This window comes from Enterobacter sp. Acro-832 (assembly GCF_011752745.1).
GTDB lineage: Bacteria > Pseudomonadota > Gammaproteobacteria > Enterobacterales > Enterobacteriaceae > Enterobacter > Enterobacter quasiroggenkampii.
The window spans coordinates 982,963-1,009,226 of record NZ_VWWX01000001.1; the positions used below are offsets into that span (position 1 = coordinate 982,963).

21 protein-coding genes and 1 pseudogene are annotated in these 26,264 nt (G+C 56.3%); 9 read left to right on the forward strand and 13 right to left on the reverse strand.

Annotated features, from left to right (window positions below; genetic code table 11):
- Positions 1–112: 112 nt before the first annotated feature.
- On the reverse strand, positions 113–2,410 hold the full coding sequence (bglX, locus tag F3J31_RS04550; protein ID WP_048028242.1) for a beta-glucosidase BglX: 2,298 nt from the start codon (positions 2,408–2,410) through the stop codon (positions 113–115).
- Positions 2,411–2,599: 189 nt separating this feature from the next.
- Between bglX and dld the strand changes: the two genes are divergently transcribed.
- Positions 2,600–4,348: a D-lactate dehydrogenase gene (gene dld, locus F3J31_RS04555; protein ID WP_167211588.1), complete on the forward strand. Its 1,749-nt coding sequence runs from the start codon at positions 2,600–2,602 to the stop codon at positions 4,346–4,348.
- 112 nt (positions 4,349–4,460) lie between these two features.
- Positions 4,461–5,015: a GNAT family N-acetyltransferase gene (locus tag F3J31_RS04560; RefSeq protein WP_045908666.1), complete on the forward strand. Its 555-nt coding sequence runs from the start codon at positions 4,461–4,463 to the stop codon at positions 5,013–5,015.
- A 96-nt stretch (positions 5,016–5,111) separates the two neighbouring features.
- Here the strand turns inward: F3J31_RS04560 and pbpG are convergent, their stop codons facing one another.
- A complete protein-coding gene (gene pbpG / locus F3J31_RS04565) occupies positions 5,112–6,035 on the reverse strand; it encodes a D-alanyl-D-alanine endopeptidase (RefSeq protein WP_045908667.1) in 924 nt (307 codons plus the stop codon).
- Between the two features lie 167 nt (positions 6,036–6,202).
- Positions 6,203–6,790, reverse strand: a complete 588-nt coding sequence (locus F3J31_RS04570) for a Yip1 family protein (RefSeq protein ID WP_023312454.1) — start codon at positions 6,788–6,790, stop codon at positions 6,203–6,205.
- A gap of 157 nt (positions 6,791–6,947) precedes the next feature.
- Here F3J31_RS04570 and F3J31_RS04575 point away from each other — a divergent pair, with 157 nt between their 5' ends.
- On the forward strand, positions 6,948–7,520 hold the full coding sequence (locus tag F3J31_RS04575) for a DedA family protein (RefSeq protein WP_008500905.1): 573 nt from the start codon (positions 6,948–6,950) through the stop codon (positions 7,518–7,520).
- A 441-nt stretch (positions 7,521–7,961) separates the two neighbouring features.
- Here the strand turns inward: F3J31_RS04575 and F3J31_RS04580 are convergent, their stop codons facing one another.
- The 8 genes and pseudogenes from F3J31_RS04580 to F3J31_RS04615 all read right to left on the reverse strand — a co-directional run bounded on the left by F3J31_RS04580 (position 7,962) and on the right by F3J31_RS04615 (position 18,214).
- Positions 7,962–8,726: an SDR family oxidoreductase gene (locus F3J31_RS04580; protein ID WP_023615867.1), complete on the reverse strand. Its 765-nt coding sequence runs from the start codon at positions 8,724–8,726 to the stop codon at positions 7,962–7,964.
- Positions 8,727–8,776: 50 nt separating this feature from the next.
- Positions 8,777–10,195 (reverse strand): multidrug resistance outer membrane protein MdtQ, encoded by a 1,419-nt coding sequence (gene mdtQ / locus F3J31_RS04585; RefSeq protein WP_167211591.1) that lies wholly within the window; start codon positions 10,193–10,195, stop codon positions 8,777–8,779.
- 201 nt (positions 10,196–10,396) lie between these two features.
- Complete coding sequence (gene ascB / locus F3J31_RS04590) at positions 10,397–11,791, reverse strand: 6-phospho-beta-glucosidase (protein ID WP_045908670.1); 1,395 nt, start codon at positions 11,789–11,791, stop codon at positions 10,397–10,399.
- 12 nt (positions 11,792–11,803) lie between these two features.
- A pseudogene (gene bglF, locus F3J31_RS04595) lies at positions 11,804–13,764 on the reverse strand (PTS beta-glucoside transporter subunit IIABC); the annotation flags it as partial.
- Positions 13,765–13,793: 29 nt separating this feature from the next.
- Positions 13,794–14,627 carry a transcriptional antiterminator BglG gene (gene bglG, locus F3J31_RS04600; RefSeq protein WP_023616723.1) on the reverse strand — a complete coding sequence of 278 codons (834 nt, stop codon included), beginning with the start codon at positions 14,625–14,627 and terminating at the stop codon, positions 13,794–13,796.
- Between the two features lie 166 nt (positions 14,628–14,793).
- On the reverse strand, positions 14,794–16,083 hold the full coding sequence (locus tag F3J31_RS04605) for a carbohydrate porin (RefSeq protein ID WP_240152749.1): 1,290 nt from the start codon (positions 16,081–16,083) through the stop codon (positions 14,794–14,796).
- Between the two features lie 359 nt (positions 16,084–16,442).
- On the reverse strand, positions 16,443–17,375 hold the full coding sequence (gene dusC, locus F3J31_RS04610; protein WP_045908673.1) for a tRNA dihydrouridine(16) synthase DusC: 933 nt from the start codon (positions 17,373–17,375) through the stop codon (positions 16,443–16,445).
- A gap of 41 nt (positions 17,376–17,416) precedes the next feature.
- Positions 17,417–18,214: a helix-turn-helix transcriptional regulator gene (locus tag F3J31_RS04615; protein ID WP_167211600.1), complete on the reverse strand. Its 798-nt coding sequence runs from the start codon at positions 18,212–18,214 to the stop codon at positions 17,417–17,419.
- A 59-nt stretch (positions 18,215–18,273) separates the two neighbouring features.
- Here F3J31_RS04615 and F3J31_RS04620 point away from each other — a divergent pair, with 59 nt between their 5' ends.
- The 6 genes from F3J31_RS04620 to F3J31_RS04645 all read left to right on the forward strand — a co-directional run bounded on the left by F3J31_RS04620 (position 18,274) and on the right by F3J31_RS04645 (position 23,627).
- A complete protein-coding gene (locus tag F3J31_RS04620; RefSeq protein ID WP_167211603.1) occupies positions 18,274–18,984 on the forward strand; it encodes a type 1 glutamine amidotransferase in 711 nt (236 codons plus the stop codon).
- Between the two features lie 184 nt (positions 18,985–19,168).
- Positions 19,169–19,564: a CidA/LrgA family protein gene (locus tag F3J31_RS04625; protein ID WP_045908676.1), complete on the forward strand. Its 396-nt coding sequence runs from the start codon at positions 19,169–19,171 to the stop codon at positions 19,562–19,564.
- On the forward strand, positions 19,561–20,256 hold the full coding sequence (locus tag F3J31_RS04630; RefSeq protein ID WP_008500916.1) for a CidB/LrgB family autolysis modulator: 696 nt from the start codon (positions 19,561–19,563) through the stop codon (positions 20,254–20,256). The genes F3J31_RS04625 and F3J31_RS04630 overlap by 4 nt, the downstream gene beginning before the upstream one ends.
- 129 nt (positions 20,257–20,385) lie before the next feature.
- Positions 20,386–21,270, forward strand: coding sequence for a cytidine deaminase (gene cdd, locus F3J31_RS04635; protein ID WP_046091540.1), 885 nt, complete (start codon positions 20,386–20,388; stop codon positions 21,268–21,270).
- A 127-nt stretch (positions 21,271–21,397) separates the two neighbouring features.
- The gene (gene sanA / locus F3J31_RS04640) at positions 21,398–22,114 is read left to right on the forward strand and encodes an outer membrane permeability protein SanA (protein ID WP_008500918.1); all 717 of its coding nucleotides are present in this window, start codon (positions 21,398–21,400) and stop codon (positions 22,112–22,114) included.
- Positions 22,115–22,238: 124 nt separating this feature from the next.
- On the forward strand, positions 22,239–23,627 hold the full coding sequence (locus tag F3J31_RS04645) for a glutamine synthetase family protein (RefSeq protein ID WP_167212036.1): 1,389 nt from the start codon (positions 22,239–22,241) through the stop codon (positions 23,625–23,627).
- 50 nt (positions 23,628–23,677) lie between these two features.
- Here the strand turns inward: F3J31_RS04645 and mglC are convergent, their stop codons facing one another.
- Both mglC and mglA read right to left on the reverse strand, forming a co-directional pair.
- Entirely contained in the window at positions 23,678–24,688 is a 1,011-nt protein-coding gene (gene mglC, locus F3J31_RS04650) for a galactose/methyl galactoside ABC transporter permease MglC (RefSeq protein WP_008500921.1), read from the reverse strand.
- Positions 24,689–24,703: 15 nt separating this feature from the next.
- Positions 24,704–26,224: a galactose/methyl galactoside ABC transporter ATP-binding protein MglA gene (gene mglA, locus F3J31_RS04655; RefSeq protein ID WP_008500922.1), complete on the reverse strand. Its 1,521-nt coding sequence runs from the start codon at positions 26,222–26,224 to the stop codon at positions 24,704–24,706.
- Positions 26,225–26,264 lie beyond the last annotated feature (40 nt).

A 26,264-nucleotide genomic window follows, 5' to 3' on the forward strand; every position in this document is an offset into this window, starting at 1 on the left:
GGCTTGAGAGAAAAGCGTAGCTTAAAACGGCGGAATTAACCGTCAAAATGCCTTTTTAGCATAAGGTAAGACGCCTCCCCCGCAGGACGGGGGGAGGCAAAGGAAGGAAAGGTTACAGCAGCTCGAACTCGCCTTTATTCACGCGGGCGGAGTCCACGCCGATAAAGACGTTAAATTTGCCCGGTTCCGCATCATATTTCATCTGCTGGTTCCAGAACTTCAGCGCATCCACGTCGATCGGGAAGCTGATGGTTTTAGTTTCCCCCGGCTTGAGGTTGACCTTCTCAAAACCGCGCAGCTGTTTCACCGGACGGCTCATCGACGCGGTGACATCCTGAACGTACATCTGAATCACCGTTGCCCCTTCGCGCTTGCCGGTGTTGGTCACCTCAACGCTGGCGGTGACGTTGCCGTCACGCTTCAGGCTCGGCGACGACATTTTGACGTCAGAAACCTTGAAGGTGGTGTAGCTCAGGCCGTAACCAAACGGATACAGCGGGCCGTTAGCTTCGTCGAAGTAACGAGACGTGTATTTGTTCGGCTTGTCGGCGTTGTACGGGCGACCGGTGTTCAGGTGGCTGTAATAGACCGGGATCTGCCCGACGGAGCGCGGGAAGGACATCGGCAGCTTGCCCGACGGGTTGTAATCGCCAAACAGCACGTCGGCGATGGCGTTACCGCCTTCGGTACCAGCGAACCAGGTTTCCAGGATGGCGTCAGCCTGCTGGTCTTCTTTCACCAGCGCCAGCGGACGACCGTTCATCAGCACCAGCACCAGCGGCTTGCCGGTGGCTTTCAGGGCGGCGATCAGATCGCGCTGGCTCTGCGGAATGGTGATATCGGTCCGGCTGGAGGCTTCGTGCGCCATACCCTGCGCTTCCCCCACGACCGCGACAACGACGTCAGACTGCTTCGCGGCGTTCACCGCCTCGTCAATCATCTCCTTCGGCGTGCGCGGATCGACCTTCACCGCTTCTTCATACTGGTTAAGGAAGGTCACGATGTCTTTATCGTTGGTGACGTTCGCCCCTTTGGCGTAAACCACTTTGGCGTTTTCACCGACGGCACTCTTGATACCGGTCAGCACGGTCACGGACTGGTCAGCCACGCCCGCGGCAGACCAGCTGCCCATCACGTCGCGCTTGCTGTCGGCCAGCGGCCCCACCACGGCAATGGTGCCGGATTTTTTCAGCGGCAGCGTGTCGAGGCGGTTTTTCAGCAGCACCAGGCTTTCGCGCGCCACGTCACGCGCTTCTTTGCGGTGCAGGCGGCTTTCAGCATTGGTATCTGCCGGGTCAGACTCTTTCGGACCCAGGTGGCTGTACGGATCGTTAAACAGCCCCATGTCGTATTTGACGTTCAGCACGTGACGGGTGGCATCGTCCAGCTCCGCCATCGTCACCTTGCCGCTCTTCACCAGCCCCGGCAGATATTTGCTGTAATACTCGTCGCTCATGCTCATGTTGATGCCGGACTTGAGCGCGACGCGCACCGCGTCTTCCGGATCGGAGGCGGTACCGTGTTTGATCAGCTCTTTAATCGCACCGTGGTCGGAAACGGTGATGCCCTTAAAGCCCCACTGGTCGCGCAGCACGTCTTTCAGCAACCAGGAATCAGAGGTCGCAGGCGTGCCGTTCAGCGAGTTCAGCGCCACCATCACCGCGCCGCTGCCCGCATCCAGACCGGCCTTGTATGGCGGCATGTAGTCGTTGAACAGGCGCTGCGGACTCATGTCGACGGTGTTGTACTCTTTACCGCCCTCCACCGCGCCGTAGGCCGCGAAGTGTTTGACGCTGGTCATCACCGAGTAGCGGTCCGCCGGGCTTTTGCCCTGCATCGCTTCCACCATGGTTTTACCCATCGTGGAGGTTAAATACGTATCTTCACCAAAGCCTTCCGAGCCGCGGCCCCAGCGCGGATCGCGCGAGACGTCCACCATAGGCGCCCAGGTCATGTTCAGGCCGTCGTCCGCCGCTTCATAAGCCGACACGCGCCCGACGGTTTTCACCGCGTCGAGGTTAAAGGAGGAGGCTAAGCCGAGGCTGATGGGGAAGACGGTACGCTGGCCGTGCACCACGTCATAGGCAAAGAACAGCGGAATTTTCAGGCGGCTGAGATCCATCACCTGGTCCTGCATCTTACGGATATCCTGGCGGGTGACGGTATTAAAGATGGCCCCTACCTGCCCGTCTTTGATCATCTCGCGGATGGCCTCTTTCGGGTTATCCGGGCCGACGCTGATCAGACGCAGCTGGCCGATTTTCTCATCGACCGTCATTTTCTTGAGCAATTCTGTGACAAACGCATCCCGCGCTTCAGGCGTGAGCGGGTGATTGCCAAACAAATCCTCTGCCAGCGCAGGTTGCAGCGCCAGGCTGACGGCGACACCTACAGAACATAGCCATTTCATGTCGTTTTACTCTCTCATCAATAACCGCCGGACGATCTCGGCCATACCGTGCGAAAAGCGCAGTGTGCCACAAACCCTCCGATCGTTGCAGGGTTATTCTCTGATTTTTCTCGTGAATACTCGACCGCTTAACAGTTAATCGCGCTATGCTTTACAGCGAGAAATTTGCCCCACCACAAGGAGTGGAAGATGTCTTCTGTTCGAACTGACGATAACAAAACATTTATTAACGAACTGTCGCGCCTGGTTGGCTCCTCTCACCTGCTTACCGACCCGGCTAAAACCGCCCGCTACCGCAAGGGCTTCCGCTCCGGTCAGGGCGAGGCGCTGGCGGTGGTTTTCCCCGGCACGCTGCTGGAGCTGTGGCGCGTCCTGAGCGCCTGCGTCGCCGCCGACAAGATTATTTTAATGCAGGCGGCCAATACCGGCCTGACCGAAGGCTCCACGCCGAACGGCAATGATTACGATCGTGACATCGTGATTATCAGTACCCTGCGCCTCGACAAGCTGCACCTGCTGGACAAGGGCGAGCAGGTGCTCGCGTTCCCCGGCACCACGCTTTACTCCCTCGAGAAAGCGCTTAAGCCGCTGGGCCGCGAACCGCACTCGGTGATCGGTTCCTCCTGCATTGGCGCCTCGGTGGTCGGTGGGATCTGCAATAACTCCGGCGGCTCGCTGGTACAGCGCGGCCCCGCCTACACCGAGATGTCGCTGTTTGCCCGTATTGACGAAAACGGCAAGCTGACGCTGGTGAACCATCTGGGAATCGATCTCGGCGTGACGCCGGAGCAGATCCTCAGCAAGCTCGACGACGATCGCGTGAAGGACGAAGACGTTCAGCACGACGGTCGCCATGCACACGACCATGACTACGTGACCCGCGTGCGGGATATCAACGCTGACACTCCGGCGCGCTATAACGCCGATCCGGATCGCCTGTTTGAATCCTCCGGCTGCGCGGGCAAGCTGGCCGTTTTTGCGGTACGTCTCGACACGTTCCCGGCAGAGAAAAAGCAGCAGGTATTTTACATCGGCACCAACCAGCCTGAGGTTCTGACGGAGATCCGCCGTCATATTCTGGGCGAATTCACTCATCTGCCGGTGGCGGGCGAGTACATGCACCGGGACATTTACGACATCGCCGAGCGCTACGGCAAAGACACGTTCCTGATGATCGACAAGCTCGGCACCGACAAAATGCCGTTCTTCTTCACCATGAAGGGCCGTACCGACGCGATGCTGGAGAAAGTGTCGCTGTTCAAACCCCACTTCACCGACCGCTTTATGCAGAAGCTGGGCAACGTTTTCCCGGCGCATTTACCGGAGAGGATGAAAACCTGGCGCGACAAGTACGAACATCACCTGCTGCTGAAAATGGCCGGAGACGGGATCGCCGAAGCGCAGGCCTGGCTGACCGAGTTCTTCAAAACCGCCGAAGGGAATTTCTTTGCCTGTACGCCTGAAGAGGGCAGCAAAGCGTTCCTGCACCGCTTTGCCGCCGCTGGTGCCGCCATCCGATATCAGGCGGTGCATTCCGAAGAGGTGGAAGACATTCTGGCGCTGGATATCGCCCTGCGGCGTAACGACACCGAGTGGTTCGAGCACCTGCCGCCGGAAATCGACAGCAAGCTGGTGCATAAGCTCTATTACGGCCACTTTATGTGCTATGTCTTCCATCAGGATTACATCGTCAAAAAAGGGGTCGATGCACACGAACTGAAGGAGCAGATGCTCGCCCTTTTGCGTGAACGTGGCGCACAATATCCTGCGGAACACAACGTCGGACATCTTTATAAAGCCCCGGACGCACTTAAGCAGTTTTATCGCGAGAATGACCCTACAAACAGCATGAACCCCGGCATCGGTAAAACAACGCGGAAGAAATACTGGAAAGAGAGCGAAGACGCGGAGCAGCACATAACGCAAGCGTCTGATTAATTCCTACAGCCAAATTTGAGAGATTGTTAAGCGCTCCTTAATCGTAATAGAGTAACTGCTCATCGCCGGAGAAACGTTTCTCCGGCATTCGATAACGAGGAGCAGGCACATCATGTCGGCTATTGATGTTTTATCCGAGACCGAGCTGGAAGTGCGCGACGCCCTTCCCGATGATGTGCATGCCATTGCCGCGATCTATGCCTGGCATGTACTTCACGGGCGTGCGTCATTTGAAGAAGTCCCCCCAACCATTGACGAAATGCGCCAACGTATGAAAAGCGTGACTGAGAACGGTTTACCGTGGCTTATCGCGCTGTACCGCGGCATTGTGGTGGGCTACTGCTATGCCACCCCTTACCGACCGCGACACGCCTACCGCTATACCCTGGAAGAGTCGATTTACGTGGATGCCAGCATCACCGGGCGCGGTTTTGGCACGGCACTGATGGATGCGCTGATTGAACGCTGCGAGCAAGGGCCGTGGCGGCAGATGATTGCCGTAGTGGGGGATGGCAATAACAACGCCGGTTCGTTACGCCTGCATAAAAAACATGGTTTCGTGATTGTCGGTCAGCTGCGCAGCGTAGGCTATAAGAAAGGAGACTGGCGGGATACGGTGATTATGCAGCGCCCGCTCAACGACGGTGACTGGACGCTGCCGGAATAAACGCAGTGCGGTCTGGTGCCCTCACCCCGGCCCTCTCCCACAGGGAGAGGGAGAAAACATAAAAAACGGTAACATGCGTTACCGTTTTGCTTTTACCTAATCGTTCTGCGCCGTCGCCATCTGCTCGGCTTTCTGCTTTTTATACGTCAATGCCGCGGCCGGGACAGGCTGCACTTTTCCTGTTTCAATCCAGGTACGCAGGCGGCTCGCATCCGCGAAGTGCGTGTATTTGCCGAAGGCATCCATCACCACCAGCGCCACCGGCTTACCGTTAAACACGGTGCGCATCACCAGACAGTGTCCAGCCGCGTTGGTAAAGCCGGTTTTGGTTAGCTGAATATTCCAGTTATCCCGGTAAACCAGATGGTTAGTATTGCGGAACGGCAGCGTATAGGCTGGGTTCGCAAAGGTCGCCATCTCTTCACGGGTGGTACTGAGCTGACCAATTAGCGGGTACTGTTTGCTGGCAATCAGCAGTTTCGTCAGATCGCGCGCCGTGGAGACGTTGTTGATCGACAGCCCCGTCGGTTCAACATAGTGCGTATTGTTCATCCCCAGCGCTTTGGCTTTGGCGTTCATCGCGCGGATAAAGGCGTCGTAGCCGCCAGGATAGTGGTGCGCCAGGCTCGCAGCCGCGCGGTTTTCAGACGACATCAGCGCCAGCAGCAGCATATTCTTACGGCTGATCTCACTGTTCAGGCGCACGCGGGAGTAGATCCCCTTCATCTCCGGCGTGTGGCTGATATCCACTTTCAGTTTTTCGTCCAGCGGCAGATGGGCATCAAGCACCACCATCGCGGTCATTAATTTGGTAATTGAGGCGATCGGTCGCACCAGATCCGGATGGCTGGCGTAAATCACCTTATTGGTGTTGAGATCGACAATCATCGCGCTGCCGGAAGCAATTTGCGGCTGAGCGGCGGTAGCAGTCACCGCGGGCGTTTTGGCGACGGCCGGCACGGCAGCGGACGCACCCAGCAACAGCGCCAGGCTAAGTAAAGAGACTCGGAATTTCAGCATGGTGAGACTTCTGATAATTATTCACGCACGTCATAACGTACACCGCCTGGGTCGACGGATAAACTCAGGCTGGCTTCGGCATCATAGCCGTCAGCGAGCGTTGTCGCCAGAGGATAATCGTGAACAGATGCTGCATTGCTGGCATTTACGCCAGCAATGCAGTGCGTTTAGAAGAGACGGTATCCATAACCCCAAAGAATTACCGTCAGCGCCAGTAGCGCCTCCAGCACCAGCACCCCGATGGCAAGCGTTGAACTGGAGAAGCTCAGGCCCTCTTCTTTATTGATATTCAGGAAGGTTGGAACCCCCAGATACAGCAGATAACCGGTGTAAAAGAGGGCAATAGTACCGATCAGCGCGCACAGCCAGACCAGTGGATAGAGCGCAACAATACCGCTTAAGAACAGCGGAGTTGCGACATACCCGGCAAAGACCATACAGTGCGCCAGCGATGGACGTTGCGGATAGTTACGCGCCATCCAGTGAATGACCCGCCCCATGACCGCCACACCCGCCAGCATCAGGCCATAAAAGACGATGGCCAGATAGAGTCCGGTAAACCAGGAAAGCTGAACCACGGTGCCGTCACCGAAGTTCCAGCCGATTTGTGTCGTTCCGATAAAAGCGCATATTACCGGCACCGCAGCCATCAGCAACACGTGGTGCGTGTAATGATGCGAGACCGTTTCGTTCTCACTTTTAATGACATGCATTTCACGATCGGGATGGGAGAAAAGTCCCCAGACATGGTTCATAGCGCCCCCTTGTTGTCGGCCCGTCAGCGATACCTTAAGTATAATGCAGGCTTTAGATTATTTTATGTACAGTGGGAAATTTCCGTTGATTTCCCCGCTGTTGATTCATGGGGTATATGATTAAACGAGGCACGCAGAGGGAGATAACAGTTACGTAATGGATATTAACGCACTCATTGAGCAATATGGATATGCCGCGCTGGTCATCGGTAGCGTGGCAGAAGGTGAAACCATCACGCTGTTAGGGGGCGTCGCCGCGCATCAGGGGTTACTGAAGTTCCCGCTGGTCGTCGCCGCGGTCGCGCTGGGCGGGATGATAGGCGATCAGCTGCTCTACTTTCTGGGGCTGCGCTTTGGGCCAACGCTGCTTAAGCGTTTCGCAAAGCATCAGAAGAAAATCCGCCGCGCTCAGCGGCTCATTCAACGTCATCCCTATCTGTTCGTCATTGGCACGCGCTTTATGTATGGCTTTCGCATTATCGGGCCGATACTGATTGGCGCCAGCCATCTGCCGCCCAAAATTTTTCTGCCGCTCAATATTGTGGGCGCGATTGCCTGGGCGCTGATCTTTACGACGCTCGGTTATGTAGGGGGCGAAGTGATTGCGCCCTGGCTGCATAATCTCGACCAGCACCTGAAGCACTGGGCGTGGTTGATTCTGGTAGTCGTGGCGGTGATTGCAGTTCGACTATGGCTGAAGCATCGGGAAAAGACGCGGGATGAGGAGTAGCCTGGTTCAGCCTGATGCCCTCACCCACAGGGCTGAGGCTTCCCCAGTAATTTTTTTACCTGAAGCGATGAACACTGCTTCAGGTAAATTAATGGTTTACAGCGACGCCCTGGTCCGGCTGTAAATCGCCGAAGCGTTTCCGTAAGGCCGGGGCGAGGCGCAGGGATGCGCCGAGAGGGCGTGGCCTGCAGGGATGCAGGCTCATGCCCGACCCGATAGCCTGAAGGAATAAGCTGAGGGTACCGCGAAGCGGCGATTTACCGCCGGGAGCCCGGGTCGCCAGGGCGGCGGCGATTGAGCCGCCCTGGCACATTCACAGGTCATGCTGCTACAGAGTAGCAAAGAACATGAAGTGAACGGAATGACCACTACAGCCGTATGTTCCCCCTCACCCCAGCCCTCTCCCTCAAGGGAGAGGGAGAGGGAGAGGGAGAAAGGTTACTATCCCTCCGGCTTAAACTGCGGGTTCGCCAGCATAAAGCCCCCGTCGACGATAAACGATTGCCCTGTTGTATAGCTGGCATCGCTGTCACACAGCCACGCCACCAGGCTGGCAATCTCTTTCGTGTGGCCCGGCCTTGCCAGCGGAATTTCCGGCATGGAGCCTTCCTTCACTTCGCTGTCGTCCATGTCATTCATTGGCGTGGCAATGGCACCCGGCGCGACGGCGTTCACCAGAATGTTGTGCTTCACCAGCTCCATCGCCATGGATTTGGTTAACCCGCCGAGCGCGTGTTTCGCCGCCGTGTAGGCGCTGGCCTCCGGCAGGGGCGTGTGTTCATGTACCGAGGTGATGTTCACAATCCGCCCCCCTTCCCCCTGCTTCACCATCTGCCTTGCGGCTATCTGTGAACAGAGAAACGCCCCGTCCACGTCGACGGTGAAAATGTTCCGCCAGTCGTCGAACGGCATCTCGAGGAACGGCGCTTTGGTCATCGCCCCTGCATTATTGACCAGCACGTCCAGCCGGCCAAAACGCGCAATCAGCGTTTCAATGGCCTCAGCGCCTTCCGGCAGCGTGCTTAAATCAAGATGGATAGCCTCCGCACGCTGCCCCTGCGCTTCGACTTCGCGGCAGGTTTCCAGCGCCCCTTTCTCATCCGAGTGCCAGGTGACGCCAATATCAAACCCGCGCTCAGCCAGCATCAGGGCCGTGGTTTTCCCAATCCCGGAATCCGATGCGGTCACAATCGCTACTCTGGTCATACTCACCTCCTGAAAAACTGCAAAGAGGTAAGTATAGATAATGGCCTTTTTTAGCCATGATGATAGCCGCCGCCCAGCGCCGAGGTCAGCTGCAGGGTAGCGTCGACATATTGCCCCTTCAGCAGCACGCCTTCGAGGTGCTCTTTGAGGGCCGGTATTCTGGCTTCACTGACCCGGGAGCCCGCAATAATCCCCGCGCTGAAACGCGCCTGAGCCAGCGCCACGACCCGTGCCGCATCTTTTTCAACCTGCTGCTGATGGCTACTCTTCGCCATTAGCGTTTCGACTTCGCTGGCCGTGCGTGCCACCTGATTGACGGCCTCCACTACCGCTTTGTTGTAGTTGGCAACCGAGAGATTGTTCTGCGCCTGGGCGATATCCAGGCTGGCGTTCAGCCTGCCGCTGTCAAAAATTGGCAGCGTCAACCCGGCGGTCACGCCCATCTGCTGCGCGGATGAACGGAACAGATCGCTCAGGTGGAGGGCATCCTGCTGTAAGAACGCCATCAGGTTCACGTCAGGATAGAACGCTGCTCTGGCGGCCTCCACCTCGCTCATGGAGGCATCGATATACCAGTGCGCCTCCTGAAGATCCGGGCGGCGTGCCAGCAGTTCATAGCCGAGCGTCGACGGTAACGAGGCTTCCACCGTCGGCAAGGCGTGCCGCGTCAGCTTCACGGAGGGGGCGTTGGTCAGCGCGACCAGGCGCGCCTCTATGGCTTTCATCTTCCCGTTGACCCCGGCCAGCTGCTCTTCGGTTTTGCTGGCGTTGATGTCCGTTTCGACGCCCTCCACGGAGGAGGTGATGCCGTGTTGATACAGCTCGCGGTCGGCGCCGATAATATTGTCCTGCTCATGTTTGATCTGCGCGAGGACCTCCCCCACGGCGGCCTGCGTTTGCCATTCCCAGTAAAGCCGCGCCACGCTGCTGGCCAGCAGCTGACGGGTCTGCTCCAGCTCCGCTTTTTGCGCATTCACTTTGCCTATCCGGGCTTCGACCTGCGCGCGATTTTTTCCCCAGAGATCGAGATCCCAGCCAGCAGTCAGGCCAAAAGTGCCGTTGGTGTACCACGGCCCGGTTGTCCCTGCCGCCGGGTCGGTAATGGCAAAGGGCCCCATCAGCCCTTCGGCAGACATTTTCTGGCGTTCAGCATCCGCTGAAAAATCGATCTGCGGACCGTCGGCAGCCATAACCGCTTTGGCCTGGGCTTCAGCGAGCGTAATGCGCTGACGGGCAATCTGCATATCCGGCGCATCGCTTAATGCTTTCGCAATCAGCGAATTAAGTTCGGGATCGTTATATGCTTTCCACCACTCATTTTTCGGCCAGTCCTGATGAGCCAGAACCGTCTTTACCGACGCCGCCGTGGTTTGCGTTTTAATGGGAGATACCGTGGCATGTTCAGGCGCGCAGGCAGCCAGAATAAATGCAAAGGGAACACTCAGAGATAAAATAAAAGAACGTTTCATTACGCCATATACTCAAAAAATAAAGGCGCAAATTACGCTTGATTCTGTTTGTTTTTTTAGTAATGCGTGGCAAAGCGTAAATTGTCATAGATTTAAATATACGGAAAAGTATTCACCGAAATTATTATTTAAATTTAACTATGCAAATAAAAAATAATCAACCCGACAGCGTGAACGTCCCCTGTCAGGTTGATCGCGTTATTAAACTTTCAGCGACGCGCCTTTCGTCGCAATAACCTCTTTATACCAGTAGAAGCTTTTCTTGCGGCTGCGCGCCAGCGTACCTTTTCCACTGTCATCGCGATCGACGTAAATAAAGCCGTAGCGCTTAGAGAGTTCAGCTTTTGATGCGCTCACCAGGTCGATTGGGCCCCAGCTGGTATAGCCCATCACCTCAACGCCGTCTTCGATCGCTTCACGCACCTGCACCAGATGGTCGTTAAGGTAGCTGATGCGGTAGTCATCCTGCACCGTGCCGTCCGCGTCCGGTTTATCCTTTGCTCCCAGACCATTTTCCACGATAAACAGCGGCTTCTGATAGCGATCCCAGAGCACGTTTAGCAGGGTACGCAGGCCGATGGGGTCAATCTGCCAGCCCCATTCGGAACTGGCCAGATGCGGGTTTGGCACCATGCTCAGGATGTTGCCGCGCGCCTGCTGATTGAGGGCGTCGTCCGCGGTGACACAGCCCGTCATGTAGTAGCTGAAGGAGATAAAATCGACGGTCGATTTCAGCGCCTCGCGGTCGGCGTCCGTGACCTCAAGCTGAATACCGTTGTCGCGGAAGAAGCGCTGCATATACCCCGGGTAGGCACCGCGACACTGTACGTCACCAAAGAATTGCCAGGCGCGGTTTTCCTGCAGTGTTTCCAGAACATCTTCCGGCTTGCAGGTCAGCGGATACATCAGACCGCCCAGCAGCATATTGCCAATTCTGCCATCAGGAACGATCTCATGGCAGGCCTTCACCGCCAGCGCGCTGGCCACCAGCTGATGATGGATCGCCTGATACACTTCGCCTTTGCTGCTGGTTTCCGGCAGGCCCACGCCGGTCATCGGCGCGTGCAGAGACATATTGATCTCGTTGAAGGTCAGCCAGAGCTTGACCTTTTCTTTGTAGCGCGCAAACACGGTACGGGCGTAGCGCTCGAAGAACCCAATAGTCTGGCGGCTGCCCCATCCGCCGTACTGCTTCACCAGCCCCCACGGCATTTCGTAATGCGACAGCGTCACCAGCGGGGTAATGTTGTGCGCGGCCAGCTCGTCAAACAGCCGGTCGTAAAACGCCAGCCCCGCCTCGTTCGGCTGCTGCTCGTCGCCGTTCGGAAAAATGCGGGTCCAGGCAATGGAGACGCGCAGGCAGCTAAAGCCCATCTCCGCGAACAGTTTGATGTCTTCCGGATAGCGATGATAGAAGTCGATGGCAACATCCTTGATGCCGCTGTCGCCCGCCACGCGCTCAACCACCGGGCCGAAGACCCCCTGCGGCTGAACGTCAGAGGTGGACAGCCCTTTCCCCTCCTCCAGATACGCGCCCTCTACCTGATTCGCGGCAACCGCGCCGCCCCATAAAAAATCGTCCGGGAAAGTTTTCATCACGTTCTCCTGTTATTGATGGCTTACGCTGAGTAACGGCGCACCAGCATTGACGGACGTTGCCGCCACGGTCACCACGTCGCGATACTCATCGCTGTTACTGATAATAATCGGGGTCGCCAGATCGTATCCGGCATCGATAATCGCCTGTCGGTCAAACTCCAGCAGCAGATCGCCGGGTTGCACCGTGTCACCGACCTTCACATGGGCAGTAAACGGCTTGCCGTCGAGCTTCACGGTGTCGATACCCACATGGATCAACACTTCGATTCCGCTGTTACTGAGCAGGCCAATGGCGTGTTTGGTCTGGAACAGCGAGGCCACCACGCCAGCAAACGGGGCAACCACTTTGTTATCGGAGGGAATAATCGCGGCGCCGCAGCCCAGCAGGCCGCTGGCAAAGGTGGTATCCGGCACCTGGTCGAGCGCAAGAACGGTACCGGTCATCGGTGATAGCACATCGTTTTCGCCCGCGGTGACCACCCCTTCTGGCGCGGTGTTTCCTGGCATACCGGCGACCAGCGTCAGGCCGCAGCTCAGCACCAGCGCCACCACCGTACCGATAATGCCGCCCCACAGCGTGGCGTCCACGCCGCCCGGCGGGATCATCTGGGCGACAGTAAAGATATTGGCGAAGCCGAAAGAGTAAACGTGGGTGTCACTAAAGCCGACAATCGCTCCGCCGATAGCGCCTGCCACGCAGCCAAAAATAAACGGACGGCGCAGCGGCAGGTTTACGCCATACACTGCGGGTTCGGTGATACCGAAAAACCCTGCCGTCACGGATGAACCGGCCAGCATTTTCTGACGCGCATCGCGGGTACGCAGGAAAATGCCCAGCGCCGCCCCCACCTGGCCGAACACCGCAGGCAAGAGCATCGGCAGCATGGAGTCATGCCCCAGCACCGCCAGGTTGTTGATCATCAGCGGCACCAGCCCCCAGTGCAGGCCAAAAATGACGCAGACCTGCCACAGCGCGCCCATCGCTGCGCCCGCCAGCCACGGTGCCAGAACATAAATACTCTGATAGCCGTTCGCCAGCATCTGGCTCAGCCAGGTCGCCAGCGGCCCGATAACGAGGAAAGTCAGCGGCACGGTCACGGCAAGACAGATCAGCGGCGCGAAGAAGTTTTTCATCGAGGAAGGCAGCAGCCTGGTGCTCTGCTTTTCCAGCCAGCAGCTCACCCACGCGGCGAGAATAATCGGGATCACCGACGAGCTGTAGTTGAACCAGGTGACAGGAATGCCCAAAAAGGCTTCCGACACCGCGCCCGGCTGCTGGCTGGCGTTGAACGCCGCAATCATCACTGGATGGGTGAGCGCCCCGCCGATCACCATGGTAATGAATGGGTTGCCGCCGAACTTTTTCCCGGCGGTATAGCCCAGCACCAGCGGGAAGAAGAAGAAAAGCGCGTCGCTGGCAGCAAACCAGATTTTATACGTGCCGCTCCCGGTCGTGAGCCAGCCGCACACCACGGCCAGCGCCAGCAGCCCCTTCAGAATACCGGACGCGGCCAGAATGCCGATAAACGGGGTAAAGATGCCGGAGACGATATCAATCAGACGGCCCAACAGGTTACCCTTTTCCCCCTTCTCTTCCACGACAGGGGCGTCATCGGTAAGACCTGCTTCATTGCGGACAGCCTGCCAGACGTCGTGAACGTGGTTGCCAATCACCACCTGAAACTGGCCGCCGCTTTCGACCACCATGATCACGCCCGGATTTTTCTTGAGCCCTTCCGCATCCGCCCGTTGATTGTCTTTCAGTTTGAAGCGAAGCCGGGTCGCGCAGTGCACAAGACTGACGATGTTCTCTTTTCCGCCAACGTGGCCGAGAATATCCTTCGCTAAAGCCTGGTATTCCATCTCGATTTCCTTACATCCGATGCCCGCAGGCACCTGTTGACTGAGTACAAAAAATAAAAAAACCCGAGAACGGCCTTCTGACGAAGGCCGCGCTCAGGTTTTGCCTGCGTAGTGCAGTAACAATCCTGTTTGAGGCTTAACGCCCCTCTTTTCTCACCCGCTCGATATGAATGGCGAGAAACATAATTTCTTCGGTTGTCAGCTCACGCTGATAGCTTTTGTTCAGGTGCTGTGCGATTTTCTCGGCGCATTTCCACGCCTTCGCGTAGTTGTCTTTGACTGCCGTATGCAGCGAGACATCGTCATCTTCCACCACGGTGCGGGTGAGCATCCGCTGGGCAAAAAACTTCAGGTGGGTGACAAAACGCTGATAGCTGAGCGACTCTTCGTCATACTCAAGCTGCAGCTGATACTTCACCAGTTGCAGGATCTCCTGCATCACCCGCGTCACGTGCATCACCTCCGGCATTTCGCTGTTCAGCTGCGCGGTGACCAGATGCAGGGCGATAAAACCGGCCTCATCCTCCTCCAGTTCGACGTTCAGGCGTCTGGCGATAATGGCCCGCGCCTCCTGCCCTAACTCGAACTCCTTCGGATACAGTCGTTTAATATCCCACAGCAGCACGTTTTTGATGGCCAACCCGTTCTTCTGCCGCTCAATCGCAAAGTAGCAGTGATCGGTGAGGGTGATATACAAGCTCTCCTGCAGCTTGCCCAGCCGCTGCGCCGCCAGCCCGATGATGCGGTCGCAGGTGGTCATCACCTCCAGCGGAATTTGACTCAGCAGTTCTCCAAGCCGACGCACCAGTTCATCGCTTTGTAACGCAAACACCTTTTCAACCAGCGCGGTATCCAGCGCTTCACCGACGCGCTTCTGAAAGGCCAGCCCACGGCCCATCACCACCTGTTCGCGCCCGCGCTCATCCTGAACAACCACCACGTTATTATTGAGTATCTTGGCGATTTTCATCTGAACCCCAGAAACAAAAAAACCTGACCTCCGGCAGATGCCAGAAAATCAGGTTTTGCCTGCCTAAGCAGTAACAATCCAGTTCTGGCACTCTAACAGTTTCATTCGTAGCCTCAATGCATCACGCGTCAGAAACGTGACGCGGATCGAACTTGCTACGGTGATATCAGAAGGTCACCACCGTTTTCAGCTCGGTGACCCAGGCATCCTGGGTGCGACTGACCCCGCCGGGATGGTGCCAGTACTGAATGCCCGGCTGCAGTTCAAGCCATGGCACCGGACGAAAACGGTAGTAAAACTCGCCGTTCAGGGAATGGCCCGGAACCGGGTGATATGCCGGATTGTCATAATCACTTACGCCGCTCAGGCTGTTCAGGTAACGCTGGTTGCGGGCGTACTGGCTGCTCATATCAATCCAGGTTAAGCCAAAGCCAATCCAGTCTTCCGGTCGCGCATCAAACAGCCCGCGGTAGCGAAGCGAGGCGGCGTATACCTGGTGCATGTAGTTACTGCTCTGATCCGCAAGGCTCATGCTGAACGAGGTACTCAACCCGCGATTCGGATCACCCTGATGCTGCGTTAGCTGCTGGTTCAGTCCGGCGTACATAAACCAGGTCCGGCTGTGCGTATCGAATCCGTCCGGGTCCGTCGCCCCCGCCCCACCCGATTTGCCGCGATAGAGATCGGTTTGCGGCGCGTTGGTAAACACCACACCCAGGTTGTATGCGCCCGGCAGGCCGTTAATCAGCGGACGCGCTTCGATTTCAACCGGCAGTAAGATCCCTTTGCTGCCCTTCGTCGACCAACTCCAGGCATGGCTGCGGCTGGCGGCCTGCGGATTCTGCTCCATCACGCCGCCCTTCAGGGTTAGCGTCGGCGTGAGTTTATACGCAAGCGTGGTGCCCCAGGTGTGCACGTTCCAGTTGTTCCAGGTCAGCGAGTTGGCTGACTTCCCGCCGCACTGGGACAGCAGCTGGAAATCACAGGGGATAATTTGATCGAAGGTTTGTACCTTGTTCATCATCCCGATGCGCCAGGTCAGACGCCGGTCGTCAAAGCTGCGGGCAAAAGTCAGCCAGCCCAGACGGGTAATCGACTGCCCGCCCCAACTCTCCTGAGTCAGATCGTTGAAGTTGACGCGCGGATCCTGCACGCGTTTGGTGGTGAGATCGTCATTGTGGTTGCGGTTGACGATGTTCCCCTCGATACGCGCGTCCGGAATACCGGTCCAGCGCTCCAGATCCTGGTTGAAGGTCAGCGCGAACTGGTCAATATAGGCCACGTGGGAGTCGTGGTTATATCCACCACCGCCGTTCCAGCCAATTTCATTCAGGTATCCGAGGTTATAGGTAAAACCGTTATCGTTAAGGATTTTACGTATGCCGAGCATTTCGCCGAGAACAGGCTCCGGCGGAGCTTCAAACCCTAACACCGTACCGTTCCAGTCTTGCGCCATCGACAGCGGGGATATCGCCAATAAGGCGAGCGCATAGAGTTTATTTTTATATGCCATAATAACAACCTGTGATTGAGTATTGAGTGCGTAACCGGCCGCAGGAAATTTTTCTATTTCCTGTCGAGAATTCATTTTTTTAAAATCATTAAAAAGCGCTAAGCCAAATGTCTCTCCTGCGTAAACGACAGGCAAAAAAAAACCTAAGCGCTCCACAGCGAAAATGCTGTGAAACGCTTAGGTTTTGCCTGTTAATCAGTAACAATCCTGCGTTGAAAACAGTGGCACCTTAACACCGTCGCGCCACGTTGAAAACCGGAACTGTTTTCTGTTTTAAAAAAGTGTGAGCAATTTAACGCTTATTATTTGGACTGAATCACCCGAGCAATATCAGCCGACGTCTGTAAAGTACGAATCTCCTGAAATAACCCCAGCGCTTCATCGTACTCTTTGCGTAAATAACTCAGCCACTGCTTAATTCGCGCGACGTGATACAAACCGGTGTCGCCCTGCTTTTCCAGACGGCTGTATTTTTGCAGCAGCGTGACGACGTCTGCCCACGGCATACGCGGTTCGTTATATTTCACCACCCGGCTGAGGTTAGGCACGTTCAGCGCGCCGCGGCCGATCATTACCGCATCGCAGCCGGTGGCGTTCAGACAGGCCTGCGCGCTCTCGTAGTCCCAAATTTCGCCGTTGGCGATCACCGGAATGGTGAGGCGTTTGCGGATCTCACCGATCGCCTGCCAGTTAATGCGATCGGCTTTGTAGCCATCTTCTTTGGTACGGCCATGCACCACCAGCTCGGTGGCGCCGGCCTGCTGCACCGCATCGGCGATTTCAAACTGCCGCGCATCGCTGTCCCATCCCAGGCGAACCTTAACCGTCACCGGCAAATGCGCGGGTACCGCCTCGCGCATGGCTTTCGCGCCGCGGTAAATCAGTTCAGGATCTTTCAGCAACGTCGCTCCGCCGCCGCTGCCGTTCACCAGCTTAGACGGACAGCCGCAGTTGAGATCTACCCCGTAAGAGCCCAGCTCAACCGCGCGGGCGGCGTTTTCCGCCAGCCATTCCGGATACTGGCCGAGCAGTTGAATACGCACCAGCGTGCCGGAAGAGGTTCGGCTCTGGTTGTGCAGCTCGGGGCAAAGCCGGAAGAAGGATTTTACCGGCAACAGCATATCGACCACGCGCAAAAACTCCGTCACGCAGAGATCGTAGTCGTTCACCTCGGTCAGAAGCTCGCGCACGAGGGAGTCGAGCACGCCTTCCATTGGGGCCAGTAAAACACGCATAGCAGTACCTGTGAAAAAAGACGCGCTATAGTAGCCGCTCTCTATATCGCTGGGAAGCGCTTCTGTTCAGGCAGAAAGTCACCCGGCGTAGCCCCAACAATGGCGCGAAACGCCGCCGCAAATGCCGCCGGGCCGGAAAAGCCCAGCATCCAGGCCACCTGCTTAACCGGGTATCCGTTGGCGAGGAGATCCAGCGAGGCACAAATCCTGGCACGCTGTCGCCAGGCCCGGAAGCTAAAGCCGGTATCGTTGATAAACGCGCGTGAAAACGTGCGTTCAGACATCGCGGCCCGTTCCGCCAGCCTTTCCAGAGAAAGATCCCAGAGATTGTTGGCAATGATGTCACAGGCAATGCGATGTAAGCGCTCATCCACGGGCATCGGTAATTCGGCCGAGATTTGCTGAGCTTCACTGAGGATATCGAGCAGCAAAACGGCCATGCTGCGCTGACTGGCTGGCCGGTATTCCGCGCTGAACAGCCCGGCAATCAGCTCTTTGAACAACGCTGTTGCCATAATCACGTGAACCTCGTCTTTCCGCTTAAAAGGCTCGCATTGCGCTATCAGCGCCGGGCTAAACCAGACCGCGCGCAGCTCCGTTGTGGATAACACGCTGTAGGTATGCTCCTGAAAGGGAGGGATCCACAGCGCGCGCTGTGGCGGTATGACCCAGCGTTTGCTGCCGGTTTCGACCAGCATGACCCCTTTGATGGCAAACAAAAGTTGTCCCTGCGAATGGTGGTGAGGCGGATCGACTTCGCCGCGCGTATAGCGAATTGCCCCTCTTGACCATCCGATAGCATCGTCGTGAATTGGCGTTTTATCGATAACGGTTGGCATTTCACATTTCCCCCTTCCTCTTATGATGCTGCTTGTACACGTAACCAGAGAGAGACGCAATGCACATCCATTTTATTATTCATGAACATTTCGAGGCACCTGGCGCCTATGAAATCTGGGGGAAAAGTCGCGGCTGCAGTCTGAGCTACACCAGAGTTTATCAGGGCGATTCGTTACCTGAGGAACTGGAGAACATAGACCTGCTTATCATCATGGGAGGCCCGCAGTCCCCCGCCACCACGCGTGAGGAATGCCCCTGGTTTGATGCGCAGGCGGAAAAGGCGCTCATCAGCCGCGCGATAGAGGCAGGTAAAACGGTGATAGGCGTTTGTCTGGGCTCACAGCTTATCGGCGAAGCGCTGGGCGCAGCGTTTTGCCACAGCCCGGAAAAAGAGATCGGCAAATTTCCCGTCAGGCTCACAGATGCAGGTAAGGCGAACCCGCTGTTTGAGGACTTTGGCAGCGTGCTGAACGTCGGTCACTGGCATAACGACATGCCAGGGTTGACGCCGCAGGCTAAGGTTCTGGCTTACAGCGAGGGCTGTCCCCGCCAGATCGTGCAATACAGCGAACGGGTTTACGGTTTCCAGTGCCATATGGAGCTGACGCCGGAGGTGGTAGAGTTGCTGATTGAGCATTCGCAGAGTGACCTCCGCCGCGCGGGTGAATTCCGTTTTGTCGAAACGGCGGAAAAACTCCGCTCGCATGATTATCGCGAAATGAACCAGGTGCTGTTTTCTTTTCTCGATAAACTGACCACCTGTCGCTGATACCTTCTCTGGCACGCCGTTTCGCCAGCGCAATCCCTTTCCTCTAAACTGTAGCCTGCACCGGTAAGGTGATACCGGACGTTCCATTCCGGAATGTCTGGTATGCTCAAAATTCATGATGTGATCCGTGGCACATTTTTAGGTTTAATTGTATGATGAATGCGTTTCAGCAAGGACTAACACCATGAGCAAATCATTGAACATTATCTGGCAATATCTGCGCGCATTCGCCCTGATTTACGCCTGCCTGTATGCCGGGATTTTCATCGCGTCGCTGCTGCCCATCACCATCCCCGGCAGCATTATCGGCATGCTGATCCTCTTCGTGTTGCTGGCGCTGCAAATCCTGCCCGCAAAGTGGGTCAACCCCGGCTGCTTCGTCCTCATTCGCTATATGGCGCTGCTTTTCGTGCCTATCGGCGTGGGCGTCATGCAGTATTTTGATTTGCTCAAAGCCCAGTTCGGCCCGATTGTGGTCTCCTGCGCGGTCAGTACGCTGGTGGTTTTCCTGGTGGTGAGCTGGAGTTCACATCTGGTGCATGGCGAACGTAACGTGATTGGGGAGAAAACAAAAAAATGATGGACAATATCTGGTGGTCGCTGCCGCTCACCCTGGCAGTCTTTTTCGCCGCACGTAAGCTTGCCGCGCGTTTCAAAATGCCCTTGCTGAATCCCCTGCTGGTGGCGATGGTGGTGATTATTCCGTTCCTGCTGCTCACCGGCATTCCTTACGAACGCTACTTTGCCGGCAGCAAAATCTTAAACGACCTGCTGCAGCCCGCCGTCGTGGCGCTGGCGTTTCCTTTATACGAGCAGTTGCACCAGATCCGCGCCCGCTGGAAATCCATCATTACCATCTGTTTTGTGGGTAGCCTGGTGGCGATGATCACCGGTACGTCGGTGGCGCTGTTGATGGGGGCCTCGCCGCAAATTGCCGCCTCTATTCTGCCTAAATCGGTGACCACGCCTATCGCGATGGCGGTTGGGGGCAGCCTCGGCGGTATTCCGGCCATCAGCGCGATGTGCGTCATTTTCGTCGGTATTCTCGGCGCGGTGTTTGGCCACACCCTGCTGAACGCGATGCGTATTCATACTAAGGCGGCTCGGGGGCTGTCGATGGGCACCGCCTCGCACGCGCTGGGCACCGCCCGCTGCGCGGAGCTGGATTATCAGGAAGGGGCGTTTAGCTCCCTGGCACTGGTGATCTGCGGGATTATTACCTCCCTGCTGGCCCCGTTCATTTTCCCGCTTATTCTGGCGGTGATGGGCTAAAATTTGCGATGCGTCGCGCAAATTTCATTTTGATTTCATAAGTTGCATACATAATGAGAAGTGGATCACATATAAAGCCCTGACGGCTCCGTAAACTACCGATCCATTAACCTTTATGAGGCAAACGCCATGCACCCACGTTTTCAAGCTGCTTTCGCCCAGCTTGCAGAGAATTTGCAGTCAGCCCTTGCTCCCGTTCTGGCAGATGCGCACTTCCCCGCCCTGCTGACCGCGGAGCAGGTCACGATGCTGAAACAGGCAACGGGACTGGACGAAGACGCGCTGGCTTTCGCACTGCTTCCTCTGGCTGCCGCCTGCGCGCGGGCCGATCTCTCCCACTTCAACGTCGGGGCCATTGCGCGCGGCGTCAGCGGCACCTGGTACTTCGGCGGCAACATGGAGTTCCTGGGCGCAACCATGCAGCAAACCGTGCACGCCGAGCAGAGCGCCATCAGTCACGCCTGGCTGCGCGGTGAAAAAGCGCTGAGCGCCATTACCGTTAACTACACTCCGTGCGGCCACTGCCGTCAGTTTATGAACGAGCTGAACAGCGGGCTGCAGCTGCGCATCAATCTGCCAGGCCGCGCGCCGCACACGCTGGCGGATTACCTGCCTGACGCGTTTGGCCCGAAAGATCTGGAGATCAAAACCCTGCTGATGGACGAGCAGAACCACGGTTTCGCCCTGTCCGGCGATGACCTGAGCCAGGCGGCGATTGCCGCCGCCAACAAGAGCCACACGCCGTACAGCAAGTCCCCGAGCGGCGTGGCGCTGCAGTGCCGCGATGGCCGAATCTTCACCGGCAGCTATGCGGAAAACGCCGCGTTTAACCCAACGCTGCCGCCGCTGCAGGGCGCACTCAACCTGCTGAGCCTGAACGGCTATGATTATCCTGACATTCAGCGCGCCATTCTGGCTGAAATTGCCGATGCGCCGCTGATTCAGTGGGATGCCACTGCCGCAACGCTTAAAGCGCTGGGCTGTACGACGATTGACCGCGTACTGCTGGCGTAATCCTTCCGGCGGGCAGAAATGCCCGCCTGTTTGCTGAAAAACCCCTCAGTTGAGTCGCTGTTTCTTGCGCTAACCAGGCGGGTAAAGTAGCCTGAGTTAAATTTCACCTTCGGTACGAGCCATCTGCATGTTAAAGCGCGTTTTTTACAGCCTGTCTGTCCTGGTCGGCATACTGCTGTTGATCGTGCTCGGTCTCGACCGCTGGATGAGCTGGAAAACCGCCCCCTACATCTTTGATGACCTGCAGGACCTGCCCTATCGTCAGGTTGGCGTGGTGCTCGGCACCGCCAAGTATTACCGCACCGGCGTCATCAACCAGTATTACCGTTACCGCATCCAGGGCGCGCTGAACGCCTACAACAGCGGCAAGGTGAACTATCTGCTGCTGAGCGGGGATAACGCCCTGCAAAGCTACAATGAACCGGTGACGATGCGGAAGGACCTGATTGCCGCGGGCGTGGATCCTGCCGATATCGTGCTCGACTACGCCGGGTTCCGCACCCTGGACTCCATCGTGCGTACGCGCAAGGTCTTCGACACCAACGACTTCATCATCATCACCCAGCGCTTCCACTGCGAGCGCGCGCTGTTTATCGCCCTGCATATGGGTATTCAGGCGCAGTGCTACGCGGTGCCGTCGCCAAAAGATATGCTGAGCGTGCGCGTGCGCGAGTTCGGCGCCCGCTTTGGTGCCCTGGCCGATCTGTATATCTTTAAGCGCGAACCACGCTTTTTAGGCCCGCTGGTGCCGATTCCGGCGATGCACGAAGTGCCGGAAGACGCGCAGGGTTACCCGGCCGTCACGCCTGAGCAACTGCTCGATATGCAGAAAAAAGAGAAATAGCGGAACCGCCTTTATACTTTCTTTACGCTGGGCCTGACGCTTTTTATCTCCCCTTTACGTCGGCTCTTTTAAGCTGAGTTCATTGCCGCTACGGCTTCATTGAAGAATGACTATGAACTCAATAATGAATGCGTTTTTCCTCAAAAGTCTCCGTCCGTACTTTAACTTTCCCGGCTTATCACTCCCTGGCGCACTCCATTCTGGTCTCTGGCTGGATGAAAAAATTGACGCCCTGCAGCACAACGTTGCCGTGGAAGTGGCCGATTATCTGGAACGTTACCCGCAGACGAAACATGTCGACGTTTACCTGAACGATATCAACGGCACGATGCGCGGCAAGCGCCTCTCGGTGGAGAGCATGCTGAGTCTGGAAAAAGGCTGTTATTTTCCGCTTTCCGTCTACTCAATGGATCAGAAGGGAAAAATCGCCGCCCCGCTTTATGATGAACCCGATCGGCTGTGCGTCCCGGTCGCCGGCTCTTTGCGTCCCTGTCCGCAGGATCCGGAGCACACCGCGCAGATCCTGCTGACGATGAAAGACAGCGACGGTAACCCCTGCCCGCTTGAGCCGCGCGCGATACTGCAAAACGTCGTGGCCCGCTTCCATCAGCACGGCCTTTTCCCGGTCATTGCCCCGGAAATTGAGTTTTACCTGACGGGACAGGGCGAACGCGATCCGCAAAATCAGGGCTGTTTTCACATGGATACCTCGTCGGCGCATGCGGCGCTGTTTGACGAGCTGGAACAGCTGGCGCACCTGCAGCGCATCCCGCTGTCAGGGGTCGTAGCGGAAGCCGAGTCCGGACAGTACGAATTAAACCTGAAGCACAGCCAGCGCGTCGTTGAGGTCTGTGATAACGTGCTGGCCCTGCGCCGCCTGACCCGCTATGTCGCTGAAAAGCACGGTCTTCAGGCCAACTTTATGGCTAAGCCTTTCAGCCAGCTGTCCGGCAGCGGTTTGCACATCCATTTCAGCCTGAACAACAGCCGTGGCGAAAACGTTTTTGCCTCGCCGGTGAACGCGCTGAGCAGCATGATGCGTTTGTGCATCGCGGGCCAGCTGGCGCTGATGCCCGCCTCCGTCGCCATTCTTGCGCCGGGGGTCAACGCGTTTCGTCGCCTGCGTAAAAACCTGACGGAACCCGTCTTTAACTCCTGGGGCTATAACACCCGCTCCGCCGCCTTGCGTATTCCCTGCTCGGATGACGGCAATCGTCGCATTGAGTACCGGCTGGCCGGGGCCGATGCGAATCCGTATCTGGTGGCGGCCACAATTCTGACTGGCATGCTGTACGGGCTGGAACATATCGACGAGGGGGATCTCCCTGAGCCGCAGCACGACCAACCCGAACTGCCGCTGTTCCAGCAGGAGGCGATTGAGGCCTTTGCCCGCTGTCAGTATCTCACCGACAGCCTGGGCGACGCCTTTTCCGAACAGTGGGTCGCCTGCAAGCTCTCTGCACTCGACTGGTTTGAGCGCATTGTGACGCAGGAGGAGTGCCATCTGGCATAGGGCATAAAAAAAGCCCGCTCGGTGAGCGGGCCGGGTATGGCGAGAAACGATTACTTCTTACGGGCGTACTTCAGTGAATCCAGCGCAACCGCGAAGATAATGATGGCGCCCTTGATGATGTACTGCCAGTACGGGTTCACGCCGATGTAGGTCAACCCGTAGTTGATGACGGTGAAGATGATCACACCGGTCACCACGCCGAGCACCGTCCCCACGCCGCCGCTGAAGGAAACGCCGCCCACCACGCAGGCTGCAATCGCATCCAGTTCGTACATGAAGCCAAGGTTGTTCGTTGCAGAGCCGATACGGCCCGCTTCCAGCATCCCGCCGAAGGCGTAGAACACCCCGGACAGGGCATAGATGATGAGCAGGTTCAGGGCAACGTTTACGCCGGAGACTTTCGCCGCTTCCGGGTTACCGCCGATAGCGAAGATGTTTTTGCCAAAGCGCGTTTTGTTCCACAGGATCCAGACGAAAGCGACCGCAATCAGCGCATAGAAGGTGATGTACGACAGACGGAAGCTGCCCAGCGCGATAAACCCTTGCGTAAAGGTCGAGAAGCCGCTGTCAAAGCCCGAGATGGGCGAAGCACCGACGAAGTCGTAGTACAGGGAGTTGATACCGTAAACGATGATCATCGTACCCAGGGTAGTGATGAATGGCGTCACGTTCAGGTAGGCGATGATAATACCGTTGATCAGACCAATCACCGCGCCGATGGCGCAGACAATCAGGATCACCACGAAAATCGGCATGGTGGCCATTTCCGGGAAGACCTTGTTGGCGTTTTCCATCGACTGCAGCAGGGTTGCCGCGATAACCGCCGCCAGACCTACCTGACGACCGGCAGAAAGGTCCGTCCCCTGGGTCACGATCAGGCCCGCCACGCCCAGCGCAATGATAATACGCACGGAGGACTGGGTCAGAATGTTACTCAGGTTCAGCAGGCTTAAGAACGTAGGGTCCTGGAAAATGATGATTGCCAGCAAGACTAAAAGAACAACGTAAATACCGCCTTCTTTCAGGTAAGTGAGAAAACTTTTTTTATTTAACGCACTCATGAGGAGCCCCTGATCTTAAAGGTGCAAAGACGCAAGACGCAAAATTTCATTTTGCGTTGTCGTTTTGGTGTCAACAATACCGGCGACGAGACCATTGCTCATAACCAGAATACGGTCCGTGATCCCTAACAATTCCGGCATTTCGGAAGAAATAATAATGATCCCTTTATTCTTTTTCGCCAGCTCGGCAATCAGCTGATAAATTTCAAACTTCGCACCGACGTCAATACCGCGGGTCGGCTCATCCAGCATCAGAATTTCTGGCTGCGTTAATAACCAACGGCCAATAATCACTTTCTGCTGGTTACCGCCTGACAGCGAACCAATCTGGGTGCGGTGGCCTGGCGTTTTCACGCGCATGGAGTCAATCACCCATTGGGTATCGCTCTTCATGCGGGAGTTATCCAACAGCCCAACTTTGTTTTTGTAATTGCGAATGTTAGAGATTAACGAGTTAAAGTTAATATCCAGATAAGCATAAATACCGGTCGAACGACGCTCTTCCGTCACCAGCGCAAAACCATTATTAATGGCTTCGTTGGCGTTGTGGTTATTGATTTTCTTACCGTGCAGCGTAATGGTGCCTTCGGCTTTCTCACGAATGCCAAACAGGGTTTCCACGATATCGGTACGCTTTGCCCCCACCAGCCCGGCAATCCCCAGGATTTCACCCTTGTGCAGGTCGAAGGAGACATCGCGAATAGACGGCTGACGCAATGAGGTCAGATTGCGCACTTCCAGAATCACTTCACCCGGCTTGTTTTCTTTGTCCGGGAAGCGCTGGTTCAGGGAACGGCCGACCATCATGGCAATGATTTTGTCCATGTCCAGCCCTTCCAGCGGCTGTGTGGCAATCCACTGGCCGTCGCGCAGGATGGTGATCTCATCGCAAAGCTGGAAGATCTCTTCCATTTTGTGGGAGATGTACACAATGCCGCAGCCGCGATCTTTCAACTTACGAATAATGGTAAAAAGGTGGTTAACCTCTTTTTCCGTTAATGACGATGTCGGTTCGTCCATGATGACGATTTTCGCATCATAGGAGAACGCTTTGGCAATTTCGATCATCTGCATCTGGGAGACGGATAATGTTCCCACGCGGGCGCGCGGATCGATATCAATATCCAGCTCGTCGAAAATCGCCTTGGTGTCGCGATACATTTTATCCTGATCGACAAAGACACCTTTGGTGGGATAACGCCCCAACCACATGTTATCCATGACTGAACGCTGCAACACCAGGTTTAATTCCTGGTGAACCATCGAGATACCGTTTTCCAGTGCTTCTTTCGCTGAATGGAAATCGATCTCTTTCCCCTGAAAAAGAATGCTGCCAGAATCTTTTTGATAGATCCCAAAAAGACATTTTAATAATGTTGATTTACCCGCACCGTTCTCCCCCATTAAGGCATGAATAGAGTGAGGACGCACTTTTAAATTAACATTATCGAGTGCCTTAACGCCGGGAAATGACTTGTTGATACCGCTCATTTCCAACAGGTATTCACCGGATGACTGAGTTGTTGTGCTGACCATAATTATACCTTGTTGGCCTCGCATATCGCGTTATAAAAGG